Source organism: Kitasatospora sp. NPDC036993 (assembly GCF_055607525.1).
Genome location: NZ_JBVJRP010000004.1, coordinates 386,374 through 400,555, shown reverse-complemented (window position 1 = coordinate 400,555; position 14,182 = coordinate 386,374). Strand labels below are relative to the sequence as shown.

The following is a 14,182-nucleotide window of genomic DNA, read 5'->3' as shown; positions in this document are numbered from 1 at the left end:
CTTACTTCTCCTTCTTGGCGCCGTAGCGGCTGCGAGCCTGCTTGCGGTTCTTGACACCCTGGGTGTCAAGCGAACCGCGGATGATCTTGTAGCGGACACCAGGAAGGTCCTTCACACGACCACCGCGCACCAGCACGATGGAGTGCTCCTGCAGGTTGTGGCCCTCGCCCGGAATGTAAGCGGTGACCTCGATCCCGCTGGTGAGGCGCACACGGGCGACCTTACGAAGCGCCGAGTTCGGCTTCTTCGGGGTGGTCGTGTACACACGCGTGCAGACCCCACGACGCTGCGGGGAACCCTTCAGCGCGGGAGTCTTGTTCTTCTCGACCTTGTCCTGCCGGCCCTTTCGGACCAGCTGCTGGATCGTAGGCACCGTTTCTCCGTTTTCTGTGTGCCAAGGCTTGGTGGAACTAACCTGCGGTGTCTCCCCCGCACACGGCCCCGTGGTCGACCCACGCGGTCGGGTGTGTTGGGCTTGTTACGACACGGAATCCCATGGCTGATGTACAGCGACGGCGCTCTACGCGCGGGGCGCTGGGAGGCGCTCCGGCTCGGCGCGGCGACCGGTGTGCATGCACGCACAAGGACCCGGGGACACCCCAGGCACAAGGTCAGAGCGTACCTAGCGCATCGGGCGCGGTCAAAACAAATGCAACGCCGCAGGTCGCGGGGCTTGCGCCGGAAGCGGACCGGGAACCGGCCCCGGGGCGGGGCTCTCTACCACAACCGGGCACCCCCCGCACGGCGAAACCCTACGCCTCCGCGTGGGCCCCGGCGAGCCGGGGAGGACCCTCCGCGGCGCCGCCCCCGGCCGTCCCGGACGAGTCCGGCAGCGGGCGCTCCCGGTTGTCCGACGCCGCCACGAACAGCCCCAGCGCCAGCGCGGCCAGCGTGTACACGACCAGCCACACCGCCCAGCCCCCGTACGGGGCCCAGTGGGCCGGGCTGATCAGCAGCGGCCCCTCGGTGCCGACCGTGTTGCGGCGCAGCGCCCACAGGAAGGCCGCGGCGTTGACCAGGGCGAGCGAGAAGCCGAACATCACCAGCAGCCGGCGCCAGGCGAAGCCGCCCCAGGGCATCCGCTCGTGGCAGATCGCGGCGCACATGATCGGCAGTCCGACGGCGAACGGCAGCAGGTACCGGCCCTGCCAGATCATGCCCAGCTGGCTCTGCAGGGCCTGTGCTGTTATCGGTATCACCACGATGCCGATCAGCACGCCGCCGATCGCCAGGGCGTCCCGGAACCGGGCGTAGACCAGGGCGAGCATCGCCAGGGCGATCACCACGCCGCACCAGACCACCAGCGTGGCGGCCGGCGACTGCGCGTCCAGCCACCCGAAGTAACCGACCATCTGCTTGATGTACAGCAGGCCGTTGTCGAAGGTCTTCCTGGCCGCGAGCACCGGGGTGAGGTCGCTCGCGTCGATGACCGAGTTGTCCGGGTGGCTCGACGACCAGGCCAGGGCCCAGCCGGCCGTCGCCAGCGCCAGGACGCCCCAGAGCCAGGTAGCCCGGCGGCGCAGCACGTCGCGCAGCGCGCCCTTGCGGCCCAGCAGCAGCCCGAAGAACAGGGCCCCGCAGAACCAGATCAGGCCGAGCGGCCGGATGCTGATCAGCACCAGCGCACCGAGGCCGAGCCGGGCCAGCCGGCGGTTCAGCAGGTGCGGGTCCGGGCTCATCAGCATCGGCAGGCCGGCGCTCCAGACCAGGATTCCCGCCGCGATCTCCGGACCGCTCGGGTTGACCACGCCGAACATGAACAGCGCCATCGGGGTGGTCGCGGTGACGGTGCCGAGCAGGGTGAAGGACCGCCGCCGCCACTCCGCCGCCGAGACCACCGCGCTCGCCGCCAGGGCGGAGCAGATCAGCGCCGACATCAGGCGCATCAGGTAGAACGCCTTCTCGCCGTGCACCAGCCGGCTGGGCCAGCCCACGGCGAGGTAGTACGCCGGGTGGTAGCGGCCCGCCGCCGTGGTCACCAGGGTCGTCCCGGGGCGCTCCTTGAGCTCCGGGGCGCAGGCCGCCGAGATGCCGGGTTCGAAGACGTAGCAGGCGTTGACGTCCTTGACGTCCTGGTAGATGCGCGGGAGTTCGACGCCGGTCTCGGCGAACTGCCCCTCGATGCCCCCCACCACGTGCGGGACCATGACCTCCCGGCCGTCGATCTGGCCGCGGGCGACGGCCGCCGCCCTGACCAGGTGGGCGTGCTCGTCCGGTGAGGCTCCGGTCGGCGTGGAGATCGACCAGGACGCGCTGAGCGCGAAGAAGATCGCGAACGCGGCGAGCCACAGCCGCCTCGGCGAGGCGACGAGCCGGTCGGCGAGGCTCTTGACGGCGGTGATCATCATCTGGAAAGGACCTTCGGGTCAGCTCGGGCTCAGGGGCGGGAACCGGTCACTTGATCATGGTTTCCCACGTCTGGTCGCCCTTCTGCGAGCACTGCCCGCCGGGCGCGAACTTCGGGCACGTGCCGTCGAGCTTCTGCACGGTGTGCGAAACCCACGGCAGGATGCGGTAGGTGTTCTCCTTCGCCGGCATGTAACGGTCCGCCATCGAGGACGAGACCGTGCCGAGCAGGAAGAGGAGAGCGAACAGCGTACCGACGACGGCGACCCGCGGGCCGGGCAGGCCCGCCCCCGCGCCGTCCCCGGCCTCGGTGGCCTGCCGGCGCCCCATCACCCGGAGCGACACCAGGTGGGCGACCAGGGCGCACAACAGCAGGCCGCAGTAGAGCAGTTGGTTGTTGGTCCGGGTGTAGAGCTGGACCGTCTGGGTCTCGTACATGTGCGAGGCGATGTACATCCGCATCAGCCAGGCGCTCGCGAACATGCAGCAGATGGTGACGACCAGCGGCTTGCGGATGCCCAGCCAGAGGGCGGCACCGAGTGCGACGAACATCACCACGGCGAACAGGTCCATGCCGCCGAACTCGCCGGGGAGGGGCCACTCCCCCACCTTGCCCGGCATGTCCGTGCGCCACATCAGGAAGTACGCCGGGTCGGTCATGTTGTCGAAGCGGAACGAGGAGTCCTTGGTGTCCTGGCCCTCCGTCAGCATCGTCACCAGGTAGCTGCCGCAGACCAGCAGGAAGGCGGCCCCGGTGGCGCCGAGGTAGGCCAGGCCCTTGCGGCGGTCCGCCCGCCAGGGGAAGTACGCCAGGGCCGCGACCAGCACGCCCAGGCCGCTCCACAGGAACCAGCCGGAGTAGGTGAGGAACATCAGGCCCAGCAGGGCGCCGAAGCCGGCCGCCTTCAGCAGCAGCGTCCGCCAGGCGTCCGTCCCGCTCCGGCGCAGGTGCACCACCAGCGCGACCAGCACGGGCACCAGGACGACCAGCACGGTCTGGCTGTACGGCTTGTACGCGTCGATCAGGGCGAAGGCCGGCAGCACGCCGAAGGCGAGCGCGCGGACCGGGCTGAGCAGCATCCGCCAGGAGAGGTAGACCAGCGGGCCGAACGCGGCGGCGCCGAGGATCTGGAGGTCCTTGAAGGCGTACGCGGTGTTGCCGTCGTGGAACCACTCGGCGTAGTAGCCCAGGGTGTAGAGCGGCGCCGGCGGGTAGACCGGCGAGCCCGAGGGCTGGCCGTTCGCCACGGCGTGGGCCCACTCGACGATGCGTCCGCTGTCGCCGTTGAGGCCGAACATCGGCCAGGGCGTGCCGTGCAGGGCGATGACCGCGCCGGCCGCCACGAAGCCGCTGGCCAGGCCGGCCAGGGCGGCGGCGGAGAAGCGGGCCACCAGGCCGAAGTGCCGGCCGGAGCGGAAGCGCAGCGCGAGCACGACCGCGCCGAGCAGCAGGAAGCCGATCACCGCGAACCGCAGCTGCACCGCGGCGAGGCCGCTCACCTGGGCGATCCGGTCCAGCGGGTCCAGCTTGAAACCGCGGGCCAGCAGCGGGAGCACCAGCGCGGCCAGGAAGGCGACCACGGCCTCCCCCGCGAGCAGCACCGGCGCGGACGTCCGGAGCCCGCCACCGGACCGGTCCGCCGATCCCCTGGTCAGGGAACGGCCTCCGGTCCGTGGGATCGTGGAGGCTTCCTGGGCACTGACTGTCAAGGTAGGTCCTCAGCTCGTGGTCGCTCGCTCAGCCCGTCCCGGCCGGTTCCCCAGCGGCTGGTGACGGAACTGCTTCCAGGCGTGCGGCGGCAGCCCCGGGCATCATAGATCCTTCACGTTCCGAAGACCCCATCGACATAGGGGCGGAACGGCGTGGCCACACCGGTGTCCGGACACCGGCGGCGGCCTACCCGGCGATGAAGAAGAGCAGCAGGGTCCAGAACGTGCAGCCCAGGTAGCCGAGGACCAGGCCGAGGACGGCCGCCCAGTCGCCGTCCATGTTGCGGCGCCGGATCTCGCCGCGGGCGATGTGACCGGTGATCACGGCGGGAGCGGAGAGCAGGAACACGCTGCACAGCAGGGAGACCACCGCCAGCGCGCTGGTGGGGCGGGCCTGGGGCGGCGGCGGGACGGCCATGAAGGTGGCCGGGACCGGCGCGGCGACCGTGGGCGGCGCCGTCATCGGCCCGCTGGGCAGATCGGCCACCAGCGCGGCCAGCTGACCGTAGGTCTGCGCCGCGGCCACCGCCTCGTGGCGCTGCTCGTACTCCTGGACGGAGAGCCGGCCCTCCGCGAACGCGGCCTTGAGCACGTCCAGCGTGCGGTCCCGGTCCGCGTGGCCCGCCCGCATCACGGCCTGCGGCATCGCCGCCGGCACGGGCGCCGGCTGCCAGCCGGCCGTCGGCCGCTTGCCCGGCGGATAGCCGGAACCAGGCTCGCCCCATGGTTGTACGGACATCCGCCACCTCCCGGTAGCGCGGCACCCCCGCGCACGTCACTGCTTCCTCATAGTGCAGGACGAACGGTGGATCCGAGTAGTTGCCGAATCGGCCCGGCAGCCGCCGGATCACCGGGGCCGGACGGCGTGCCTCACCCGTTCGGCGGGCGGGCTCAGGGGATGCTCAAGTCGGACGACAGCCTGTTCGAGCAGTGACAGGCTGGGCCTCCACGGACTTTCCGCCACCACCACGAGCAGAGAAGGCACCCATGCAGGCGTCAGTGCCGCCGCCCTCCGGCCTCCCCGGGCCGGGCACCCCGTCCGCCGTCAGCATCCAGGGGCTCTGGAAGCACTTCGGCGCCCAGGCCGCCGTGGCCGGGCTGAGCCTGGAGCTGCCGACCGGCGCGTTCATCGGGCTGGTCGGACCGAACGGCGCGGGCAAGACCACCACGCTGTCGATGGTCACCGGGCTGCTCCGGCCCGACCAGGGGACCGTCCTGGTGCACGGCACCGACGTGTGGGCGGACCCGGTCACGGTCAAGGCCCGGATCGGCATCCTGCCCGAGGGCCTGCGGATGTTCGAGCGGCTCAGCGGGCGCGAGCTGCTCCAGTACACCGGGCGGCTGCGCGGCCTGCCCGGCGCCGAGGTGGACCGGCGGGCCGAGGAACTGCTGACCGTCCTGGACCTCGGCCGGGACGCCGACAAGCTGGTCGCGGACTACTCCACCGGCATGCGCAAGAAGATCGGCCTGGCCGCCGCGCTGCTGCACAACCCCGACGTGCTGTTCCTGGACGAGCCCTTCGAGGGCGTCGACCCGGTCTCCGCCCAGACCATCCGCGGCGTGCTCAAGCGGTACGCGGCGGCCGGTTCCACGGTGGTCTTCTCCAGCCACGTGATGGAGCTGGTCGAGCAGCTCTGCGACTGGGTCGCGGTGGTCAACGCCGGCCGGGTGATCGCCCAGGGCCCGCTGGACTCGGTGCGGGGCGGGCGCAGCCTGCACGAGGCCTTCCTGGCGCTGATCGGCGTGCGCGAGGACGACGGGCAGTCGCTCGGCTGGCTCGGCGGCCGCACCGGGGGCGAGCGGTGACCGCCGACGGCGGCACGCGTACGGCTCCCGTGCCCGACGCCGGCACGGTGGTCCGCGCCCTGGTGGCGCTCAAGCTGCGGCTGCTGCGCAACGGCCTGCGGCGCAGCCCCGGCCGGACCGCCGTCTACGTGATCGGCGGCGTGTTCGGCCTGGCCCTCGCGGGCGGCGTCGCCGTCGCCATGGCCGCGCTGAACGGACGCCACGCGGGCTCCGGGGACGCCGGGGTGATGCTGCTCGGCGTGCTGACCCTGGGCTGGGCCGCGCTGCCGCTGTTCCTGTTCTCCAGCGACGAGAGCGCCGACCCGACCCGGCTGACGATGCTGCCGCTGCGGCCGGGCCCGCTGCTGCGCGGCTCGCTGCTGGCCGCGCTGATCGGACCGGGGCCGCTGATCAGCCTGGTGCTGGTGACCGGCGCGGTGCTGTCCGGCGCGGCCGGCGGCGCCTCGGCCGCGGTCGCGGTGATCGGTGTGCCGCTCGCGGTGCTCTGCCTGGTGACGCTCTCCAGAGCGGTCGCGGCGGGCAACGCCCGGATGCTCTCCAGCCGGCGCGGCAAGGACTTCGCGATCTTCGGCGGGCTGGCCTTCGCGCTGCTGGTCCAGGTCGCCAACGTGGGCTCGCAGAGCGTCTTCGGCCGCCGGGGCGGGCCGATCGACCTCAGCCCGCTGGAGCCGATCGCGGCGGTGCTGCGCTGGATCCCGCCGATCAGCGCGGCGGACGCGTCGCGCACCGCCGGCGAGGGCCGGTACGGCCTGGCCCTGCTCCAGCTCGCCGCGGCGGCCGGGCTGCTGGCGCTGCTGCTGCGCTGGTGGCGGCGGAGCCTCCAGGAGCTGATGGTCACCGCCGACTCCTCGACCCTGGAGGTGGCCCGCGGGGTGCGGGGCTCGCGCGGCTGGGGCTTCCTGCCGGAGGGCAGGACCGGCGCGGTGATGCAGCGCCACCTGCGGTACGCCTGGCGCGAGCCGCGGGCCAAGGCGGCGCTGTTCACCAGCATCGGGATGACGCTGGTGATCTGCGTGCTGTCGATGGTGCAGGGCTGGGCGAGCGTCTACCTGCTGGCGATGACCGGGGTGTTCCTCGGGTTGCAGATGCTCAACCTGTTCGGCATGGACGGCTCGGCGTTCTGGATGGTCGCCGCCACCCTGCGCACCCCGGCCGACGCCAGGGCCGAGCTGCGCGGCCGGGCGTACGCGGTCCTGTCGTACGCGGTCCCGGTGACGGTGGTGCTCGGGCTGGTGCTGGCCGCCGTCACCGGGCGGTGGGGCGAGCTGCCGTCCGCGCTCGGGCTGGCGCTGACGCTGCTCGGCTGCGGGATCGCGCTCGGCTCGCTGTTCAGCGTGCTGGCGCCGTACACCATGCCGGCCGACAGCAATCCGATGCGCAGCGCCGCCCCGGGGCAGGGCGGGCTGATCCTGCTCAACCAGTTCGGCTCGATGGTCGGCGTCACGGTGCTGGCGCTGCCGGTCGGCGGCTACCTGGCCTGGGCGCTGCTCTCGGGCGGGCCGAGCTGGCCGGTGCTGCTGGTCGGCCCGCTGTACGGGGCCCTGGTCGCGGCCCTGGGCGTACGGCTGGCCGCGGGCCTGCTGCTGGAGCGCACGCCGGAGATCCTGGCCAAGGCCATCGAGCGCTGAGCCGAATCGTTTCCTCCTCGGAACACAGCTCGGATCACCGCCCGGATCACCGCTCAGATCACAGCTCAGATCACAGCTCGGACGTCGGCTCGCCAGGCCGTTCCCGACGGCGACTCCGGCATCATGGGCAGGAGGCCGGGCCGTCGAGGAGAGCAGGGAAACACCGTGGGCAAGCGCGCGCGACAGGGCGGGAGCGCCGAACCGCTGCTGGAGCAGGCGGTGCGGTCGGTGCTGACGGCCCCGGAGGACGCACTGGACCTCGCCCTGGACACCGGGGCCTCGCTGCTGGCCGCCTCGGCCGGGCAGTGGCCGACGGTCAGCCGGGCGGTGCTGGCCCACGCGGACACCGCCGTCGGCCGCTGCTGGTCCGCCGGCTGGCGGCCGGCCGACCTGGTCCGGGTGGTGCGGCGCGGCCTGAAGCCCGTCCACCTGGCCCTGGCGGTGGACCTGATCGCCGCCGAGGCCCGCCGCCACCCCGCGGCCGCCCTGGACCGGCGCTGGCAGGAACAGCTGCGCGAGCTGGAGGCCGAGGTCTGGTGGTCCGGCGACGAGGAGTACCTCGGCGCCTTCACCGACCGGCACCGGCTGGACCGCTTCGCGCTCGCCACCGCCGTCCTGGAGCTGCTGCGCACCTGGGGCCGGCTGCCCCCGATCGCCCCGGTCGGGCCCGCCCCCGGGCAGACCGTACGGCCGCAGCACCGGGCGCCGGATTCCGGCGAGCCGCGGATGCTCTCGCGGATCCGGGCGCTGCTGGCCAAGGCCGAGTCCACCGAGTACCCGGAGGAGGCCGAGGCGCTGACCGCCAAGGCCCAGCAGCTGATGACCCAGCACAGCATCGACGACGCGCTGCTGGCCGCGGCCGGCGCCGACCGCGACACCCCGGCGGCGCTGCGGATCGGGGTGGACAACCCGTACGAGGGCCCCAAGACGATGCTGCTGGACGCCGTCGCGGCGGCCAACCGGTGCCGGGTGGTGTGGGCCAAGGAGTACGGCTTCTGCACCGTCGTCGGCTTCGACGGCGACCTGGACGGCGTCGAGCTGCTCTACACCTCGCTGCTGGTGCAGGCCACCCACGCGCTCAACCGGGCGGGCTCCCGCAGGGACTCCCGCAGCAAGGCGTTCCGGCAGTCCTTCCTGGTCGCGTACGCGGCGCGGATCCGCGAGCGGCTGACCGCCGCCACCGAGCGCGCCACCAGCGCCGCGGCGGCCGGGCGGCACCTGCGCGAGGACGGCACCGAGGAGCAGCTGCTGCCCGACGCGCGGCTGCTGCCCGCCCTCGTCGCCCGCTCGGAGGCGGTGGACGAGGAGGTCGGCCGGCTGTTCCCGAAGCTGGTCTCGCAGCGGGTCAGGGTCAGCGACGGCGTGGGCTGGGCGGCCGGACGCGCCGCCGCCGACCGGGCCGCGCTGCACGGGCGGGCCGGGCAGCTCCGCCGGTAGGCCGGGCCCCCGCGGTGCCCGACCCGCCCCGACAAGATCCACCCGGAGCCCGGCGGCGCTCCGACGGACCTGATAGAACGTAGTCCGCCACGAACGAAGGGGGATTCGACGTGACGGAGCCGGCGGCCGAGTCGGGGTACCGGGACCGGGTGCGCGGAGCGCTGCTCGGCGGAGCGATCGGCGATGCGCTGGGCTGGCCGGTGGAGTTCCAGCAGCTCCACCAGATCCGGGACCGGTACGGACCGGAAGGCGTGACCGCGCTGCCGGCCGGGCCCGGCCCGGTGGAGGTCACCGACGACACCCAGATGACGCTGTTCACCGCCGAGGGCCTGATCCGTGGCTTCGTCCGCGGCTGGACGGGCGGCGGCGGCTCGGTGCCGGAGGCCGTCCACGGCGCCTACCGGCGCTGGCTGCGCACCCAGTACCAGGGCGCGCCGGACACCGCGCCGCAGCCCCGCCCGTACGACGGCTGGCTGCTGAGCCGGCCCTTCCTGTACGCGCGGCGGGCGCCGGGCAACGCGTGCCTGAGCGGGGCGTCCGAGCACCCGGTGTTCGAGGCGCCGTCCGCGATCGGGCTGGCCGGGCCGGTCAACCCGGGCTCCAAGGGCTGCGGCACGGTGATGCGCTCGGCGCCGTTCGGACTGGCCAGGCTGGGCACCGAGCAGTCCTTCGGGCTGGCGGTGCAGTGCGCCCAGCTCACCCACGGGCACCCGACCGGCTACCTCGCGGCGGGCGCCTTCGCGGCGCTGGTCGAGCGGCTCGCGGACGGCACCGAGCCGTGGGCGGCGGTCGGCGAGACGGTGGAGCAGATCCGCGAGCTGCCGAGCTCCAAGGAGACCGTCCAGGCGCTGGCCCGGGCGGTGCGGCTGGCCCAGGAGGCCGAGCCGGCGGCGGAGACGGTGGAGCGGGTCGGCCTCGGCTGGACCGCCGAGGAGTGCCTGGCCATCGGGGTGTACTCACTGCTGGCGGCCACCCTGGACCCCGACCCGGTGCGCACCGCGCTGCTGCTGTCGGTGAACCACTCCGGGGACAGCGACTCCACCGGTGCGGTCTGCGGCAACCTGGTCGGGGCCGCGTACGGCGCCGCGGCGCTGCCCGCCGAGTGGGCCGGAGCGGTCGAGGGCCGTACGGAGCTGCGGCAGGTCGCGGACGACCTGCTGGTGCTGTTCGGCAGCCGCGACCCGCTGCACCCGGGGCTCGGCGGGCGCTACCCGGCCTGGTGAACCGCCCGGGCGGCGCGCCCGCGGAGCCTCCGGGGCCCACCGGGCTTGCCGGACCTACCGGGCCTGCGGGTCGGTGACCTGGCCGAGGAACAGCGGCGCCCCGCCCCTGGTGTCCCGGATCAGGAACAGGAACGGCCGGTCGAGGTGCAGCCGGACGGGCTTGTCGGCCTGCGGCGCCGCCGCCGCCTCCATCCCGGCACCGCTGCCGGCCGCCGCGACCGTGCCCTTCTCGTCGACCTCGACGGTGGCCTTCTGCACCACCGTGCCGACGACCAGCGGGTCCTTGGCGATGCCGCCGAAGTCGGCCCCGTCGAAGGCCGCCCGCACGCCGAGCGAGCGCAGCGCCGGGGTCAGCTCCTTCGAGGTGCCGAAGTGGAAGCGCGGCAGCTGGAGGTCGACCGGCCGCTCGGCGAGGGCGCCGAGGATGCGGTCGAGCTGGGGCTGGTCCAGGCCCTTGGCGAAATCGGCGAAGCCGCCCTGCGCGGGGACGATCAGGTCCATCACCAACCCGCCGTCCGCGTAAGGGAGTTCGACGGCCTGCCAGGGCTCGCCGGCGATCCCGCCGGAGCCGTCGGCGTACTTGAAGTCCCCGGTCTGCCCCATCGTGGGGACGGCCGGGGCGGAGCCGTCGAGCTTGTGGAACGGGCGGTCGGCGGTGTGCGAGGGCTTGAAGGCGGAGGCCCACTCGGCCTTGAGGCAGAGCGCGTCGGTGAGCACCAGCCGGGTGTCCCGGGTGATCGCGCCCTCGCCGAACAGGTCCTTGATCCGGCCGTCGGTGGCCTTCTCCACCGTCTCGTTGACGGTCTTGCGGGCCCCGTCCGGGTCCTTGGCGAAGTCGGTCTGGTGCACGCCGGTGTCGAAGGCGGCGGCGAGGGTGGCCAGGTAGTCCGGGGCGACGGACAGTCCCCGCTGGGTCCAGACGTCGTCGCTGCGGCTCAGGGTGAGCTTGCCGGTCGCCGGGACCGGCCGGTTCAGCTCGCCGGTGGCGAGCGCGTACTGCTGCGGGGTGAGCCCGGTGTGCAGGGCCTTGGCGAGTTCCTCGGCGGTGGTGCCGCGGGCGCCGGGCAGCAGCATGGCGAGCAGGGTGGCCAGGCCGGACGGGGAGACCACCAGGTTGCGGTCGGCCGCGTCCGGCTGGGCGGTCAGGGTGTGCAGGAGGTCCAGGCCGAAGGCGTCGGTGGCGGCCGCGGTGGCGGCCACCTGGGCCGGGTCGACCGCCGGCCGGCTCGCGGGCGCGGAGGCCCTGAGCTCCACGGGCGCGGCGGCCCCGGTGCTGCCGCAGCCGGCGAGCAGCGGCGTGGCGAGCGCGGCCGCGAGGAGCAGCGCCGCCGGGCGGCGGAGGGTGCGGCGGGGTCCGGTGCTGCGGTTCGTCATGGCCCTTCGACGTGCCGCCCCGTCGACCGGTTCCACCCGGCCCGCACCCGCCGCCTCCCCGTCAGGCCGCGCTTCCCCGTCAGACCTCGACCAGCAGTTCCCTGAGCCCGCGGATCACGTAGCCCGGGTTCCACTCGGGCTCGCGGACCAGCCGCAGGCCCGGCGCCCGGCGCAGCAGCGTGCCGTAGGACTCGGTGAGCTCCAACCGGGCGAGCGGGGCGCCGAGGCAGAAGTGGATTCCGGCGCCGAAGGTGATGTGCGGGTTGTCGGTGCGGCCGAGGTCGAGGCGGTCCGGGTCGGCGAAGCGCTCGGGGTCGCGGTTGGCGGAGCCGAACAGCAGGGCGATCTCGGCGCCGCGCGGGATGGTGACGCCGCCGACCTCGACGTCCTCCAGCACCCAGCGCTCGAACATCTGCAGCGGGGTGTCCCAGCGCATCAGTTCCTCGACGGCGGTGGGCAGCAGCTCGTCCACCGAGCCGCGCAGCCGGGCGAGTTCGCCGGGGTTGCGGAACAGCGCCCACCAGCCGTTGCCGGTGGTGTTGACGGTCGCCTCGTGGCCGGCGTTGAGCAGCAGCACGCAGGTGGAGATCATCTCCTGCTCGCTGAGCGCGTCGGAGCCCTCCTGGGCCTGGATCAGCGCGCTGATCAGGTCGCCGCCGGGGGCGGTGCGGCGCTCGCGGATCAGGGCGCGCAGGTAGTCGGAGAACTCGACGCTCGCGGTGACGGCCCGGCGGGCGGCCTCCTCGCTCGGGTTGAGCTCGAACATCCCGGTGATGTCGGAGGACCACGGCCGCAGCAGATGCCGGTCGGCCTCCGGCACGCCGAGCATCTCGGCGATCACGGCGACCGGCAGCGGCTCGGCGACGGTGGCGATCAGGTCGCCGCCGCCGGCCGCGCGCAGCTCGTCGACCAGGTCCCCGGCCAGCCGCCGCACGGTGGGGCGCAGGCCCTCGACCATGCGCGGGGTGAAGGCCTTGGAGACCAGCCGGCGGATCCGGGTGTGGTCGGGCGCCTCCAGGTCGAGCAGCCCGTGGTCGTTCAGGGTGTGGAAGGGCTCGTGCGCCGGGTCGGGCTCGGGGCGGCCGAACTCGGCGTGGCTGAAGCGGTGGGTGTAGGTGCGGCCCAGCCGCCGGTCGCGCAGCAGGGCGCTGACGTCCTCGTGGCGCGAGACGAGCCACTGGTTCGTCGGCTCGAAGTACGTCACCGGGGCGTGCTCGCGCAGTTCGGTGTACGCGTCGTACGGGTGGGCCACGAACGCCGCCGACCAGGGGTCGAACGTCACCGTCGTCGTCATCGGTCGATCACTCCAGGCCAGGGAGGGGGGAAGCCGGAAGGATCATCGTACGCACGCGGTACGTCCGGGAATATGACCCTTCCGGCTCCTGATCAGGCCCGCTCCAGGACAAGTCGGCGCACCAGCTCCGGCAGCGCCTGGGAGATCGGCTCGCGGATCACCTCGTCCGCCGCCTCGTCGTACGGCGTCGGCTCGGCGTTCAGGATGATCAGCTTCGCCCCGGTCTTCACCGCGTTGTACGGCAGCGCCGCCACCGGGAACACCTGGAGGCTGGTGCCGACCGCGATGAACAGGTCGCAGGCACGGGAGACCGCGTCGGCCTGCCCGAGCACCTCCGGGTCCAGGTTCTCGCCGAACATCACCGTGCGCGGCTTGAGGATCCCCCCGCAGGCCCGGCAGTCCGGGTCCGGCTCCCCCGCCTCGACCCTCGTCAGCGCCTCCGCCATCGGCCCCACCACCCGGCAGCGCAGACACTGCACCTCCCGCGCGGTGCCGTGCAGTTCGAGCACCTTGCGGGCGGTCAGCCCGGCCGCCTGGTGCAGCCCGTCCACGTTCTGGGTGAGCACCCGCACCGGCAGGCCGGAGCGCTCCAGATCGACCAGCGCGCGGTGCCCGGCGTTCGGCTCGGCCAGCAGCGCGCCGGTCTCCAGCCGCATCCGCCAGGCCCGCCGGCGCACCTCGGGGTCGTCCCGGTACGGCCCGATGGTGACCAGCTCCTGGGCCGACGGGTCCTTCTGCCAGAGGCCCTGCGGGCCGCGGTAGTCGGGGATGCCCGAGTCGGTCGAGATGCCCGCGCCGGTGAGCACGGCGATCAGGGGACGCTTCGCGTTCATACCCCGGACGGTACGGCCGGGAGTCCGCTCCCGGCCACCGAAAATCCGGGTGCGCCCGTCCGGCTCCCGCCGCACACTGGGCCGGTCGCACCGCCGTACCCGAAGGAGCCCCGTGCAGGGAGCAGTCAGCGTCTCACCCGTCCAGGTCCCCGAGCTGCTGCTCGGGCTGGCCACCGTCCGCCCGGGGCGCCCGTCCTGGTGATCACCGACGGCGAGTGCGACGTGCCGCGGGTCCGGCGCGAGCACGCCTTCCTCGTCCCGCGCGGTGCGGTGCTGCCGTTCACCCCGCGCGGGCCGGTCTTCCCGATGAGCTGACGGCCGCCGGCCCGCCCGTCGCCCCGACGCCGAGAACCCTCCCCCGGCCGCGCGCCACCGCCTCCCCCGCCGGAGCGGTTCCCGCCCCTCCCCCGTACGACGGAGCCGACCGGACCCCGGGAACGCCGAAGGGCCCCGAGGCTTGATGCCTCCGGGCCCTTCGTCTTCGTAGCGGGGACAGGATTTGAACCTGCGACCTCTGGGTTATGAGCCCAG

At 73.6% G+C, this 14,182-nt stretch carries 11 protein-coding genes; 4 read left to right on the top strand and 7 right to left on the bottom strand.

The window, feature by feature from the left end; genetic code table 11:
• Window position 1 precedes the first annotated feature (1 nt).
• The 4 genes from rpsL to ACZ7C5_RS10890 form a co-directional block, all read right to left on the bottom strand.
• Window positions 2-373: a 30S ribosomal protein S12 gene (rpsL, locus tag ACZ7C5_RS10905; RefSeq protein ID WP_014144289.1), complete on the bottom strand. Its 372-nt coding sequence runs from the start codon at window positions 371-373 to the stop codon at window positions 2-4.
• Between the two features lie 379 nt (window positions 374-752).
• Window positions 753-2,348 carry a DUF2142 domain-containing protein gene (locus ACZ7C5_RS10900; RefSeq protein WP_470322435.1) on the bottom strand — a complete coding sequence of 532 codons (1,596 nt, stop codon included), beginning with the start codon at window positions 2,346-2,348 and terminating at the stop codon, window positions 753-755.
• A 46-nt stretch (window positions 2,349-2,394) separates the two neighbouring features.
• Window positions 2,395-3,948, bottom strand: coding sequence for a hypothetical protein (locus ACZ7C5_RS10895; protein ID WP_401079909.1), 1,554 nt, complete (start codon window positions 3,946-3,948; stop codon window positions 2,395-2,397).
• A gap of 295 nt (window positions 3,949-4,243) precedes the next feature.
• Window positions 4,244-4,795, bottom strand: a complete 552-nt coding sequence (locus ACZ7C5_RS10890) for a DUF1707 and DUF4190 domain-containing protein (protein ID WP_401079911.1) — start codon at window positions 4,793-4,795, stop codon at window positions 4,244-4,246.
• A gap of 248 nt (window positions 4,796-5,043) precedes the next feature.
• Between ACZ7C5_RS10890 and ACZ7C5_RS10885 the strand changes: the two genes are divergently transcribed.
• From ACZ7C5_RS10885 to ACZ7C5_RS10870, 4 genes are all read left to right on the top strand, one after another.
• Window positions 5,044-5,862 carry an ABC transporter ATP-binding protein gene (locus ACZ7C5_RS10885; RefSeq protein WP_470322434.1) on the top strand — a complete coding sequence of 273 codons (819 nt, stop codon included), beginning with the start codon at window positions 5,044-5,046 and terminating at the stop codon, window positions 5,860-5,862.
• Entirely contained in the window at window positions 5,859-7,490 is a 1,632-nt protein-coding gene (locus ACZ7C5_RS10880; protein ID WP_401079915.1) for a transporter, read from the top strand. Before ACZ7C5_RS10885 ends, ACZ7C5_RS10880 begins: the two co-directional genes overlap by 4 nt.
• A gap of 165 nt (window positions 7,491-7,655) precedes the next feature.
• Window positions 7,656-8,927 (top strand): DUF2786 domain-containing protein, encoded by a 1,272-nt coding sequence (locus ACZ7C5_RS10875; protein ID WP_401079917.1) that lies wholly within the window; start codon window positions 7,656-7,658, stop codon window positions 8,925-8,927.
• A 110-nt stretch (window positions 8,928-9,037) separates the two neighbouring features.
• Window positions 9,038-10,150, top strand: a complete 1,113-nt coding sequence (locus tag ACZ7C5_RS10870) for an ADP-ribosylglycohydrolase family protein (protein WP_401079919.1) — start codon at window positions 9,038-9,040, stop codon at window positions 10,148-10,150.
• A gap of 54 nt (window positions 10,151-10,204) precedes the next feature.
• Here the strand turns inward: ACZ7C5_RS10870 and ACZ7C5_RS10865 are convergent, their stop codons facing one another.
• The 3 genes from ACZ7C5_RS10865 to ACZ7C5_RS10855 all read right to left on the bottom strand — a co-directional run bounded on the left by ACZ7C5_RS10865 (window position 10,205) and on the right by ACZ7C5_RS10855 (window position 13,651).
• Window positions 10,205-11,524: a serpin family protein gene (locus tag ACZ7C5_RS10865; protein ID WP_401079921.1), complete on the bottom strand. Its 1,320-nt coding sequence runs from the start codon at window positions 11,522-11,524 to the stop codon at window positions 10,205-10,207.
• A 79-nt stretch (window positions 11,525-11,603) separates the two neighbouring features.
• Window positions 11,604-12,818 carry a cytochrome P450 gene (locus ACZ7C5_RS10860; protein WP_401079923.1) on the bottom strand — a complete coding sequence of 405 codons (1,215 nt, stop codon included), beginning with the start codon at window positions 12,816-12,818 and terminating at the stop codon, window positions 11,604-11,606.
• A gap of 92 nt (window positions 12,819-12,910) precedes the next feature.
• Window positions 12,911-13,651, bottom strand: a complete 741-nt coding sequence (locus tag ACZ7C5_RS10855) for an SIR2 family NAD-dependent protein deacylase (RefSeq protein WP_401079925.1) — start codon at window positions 13,649-13,651, stop codon at window positions 12,911-12,913.
• Window positions 13,652-14,182: the final 531 nt, after the last annotated feature.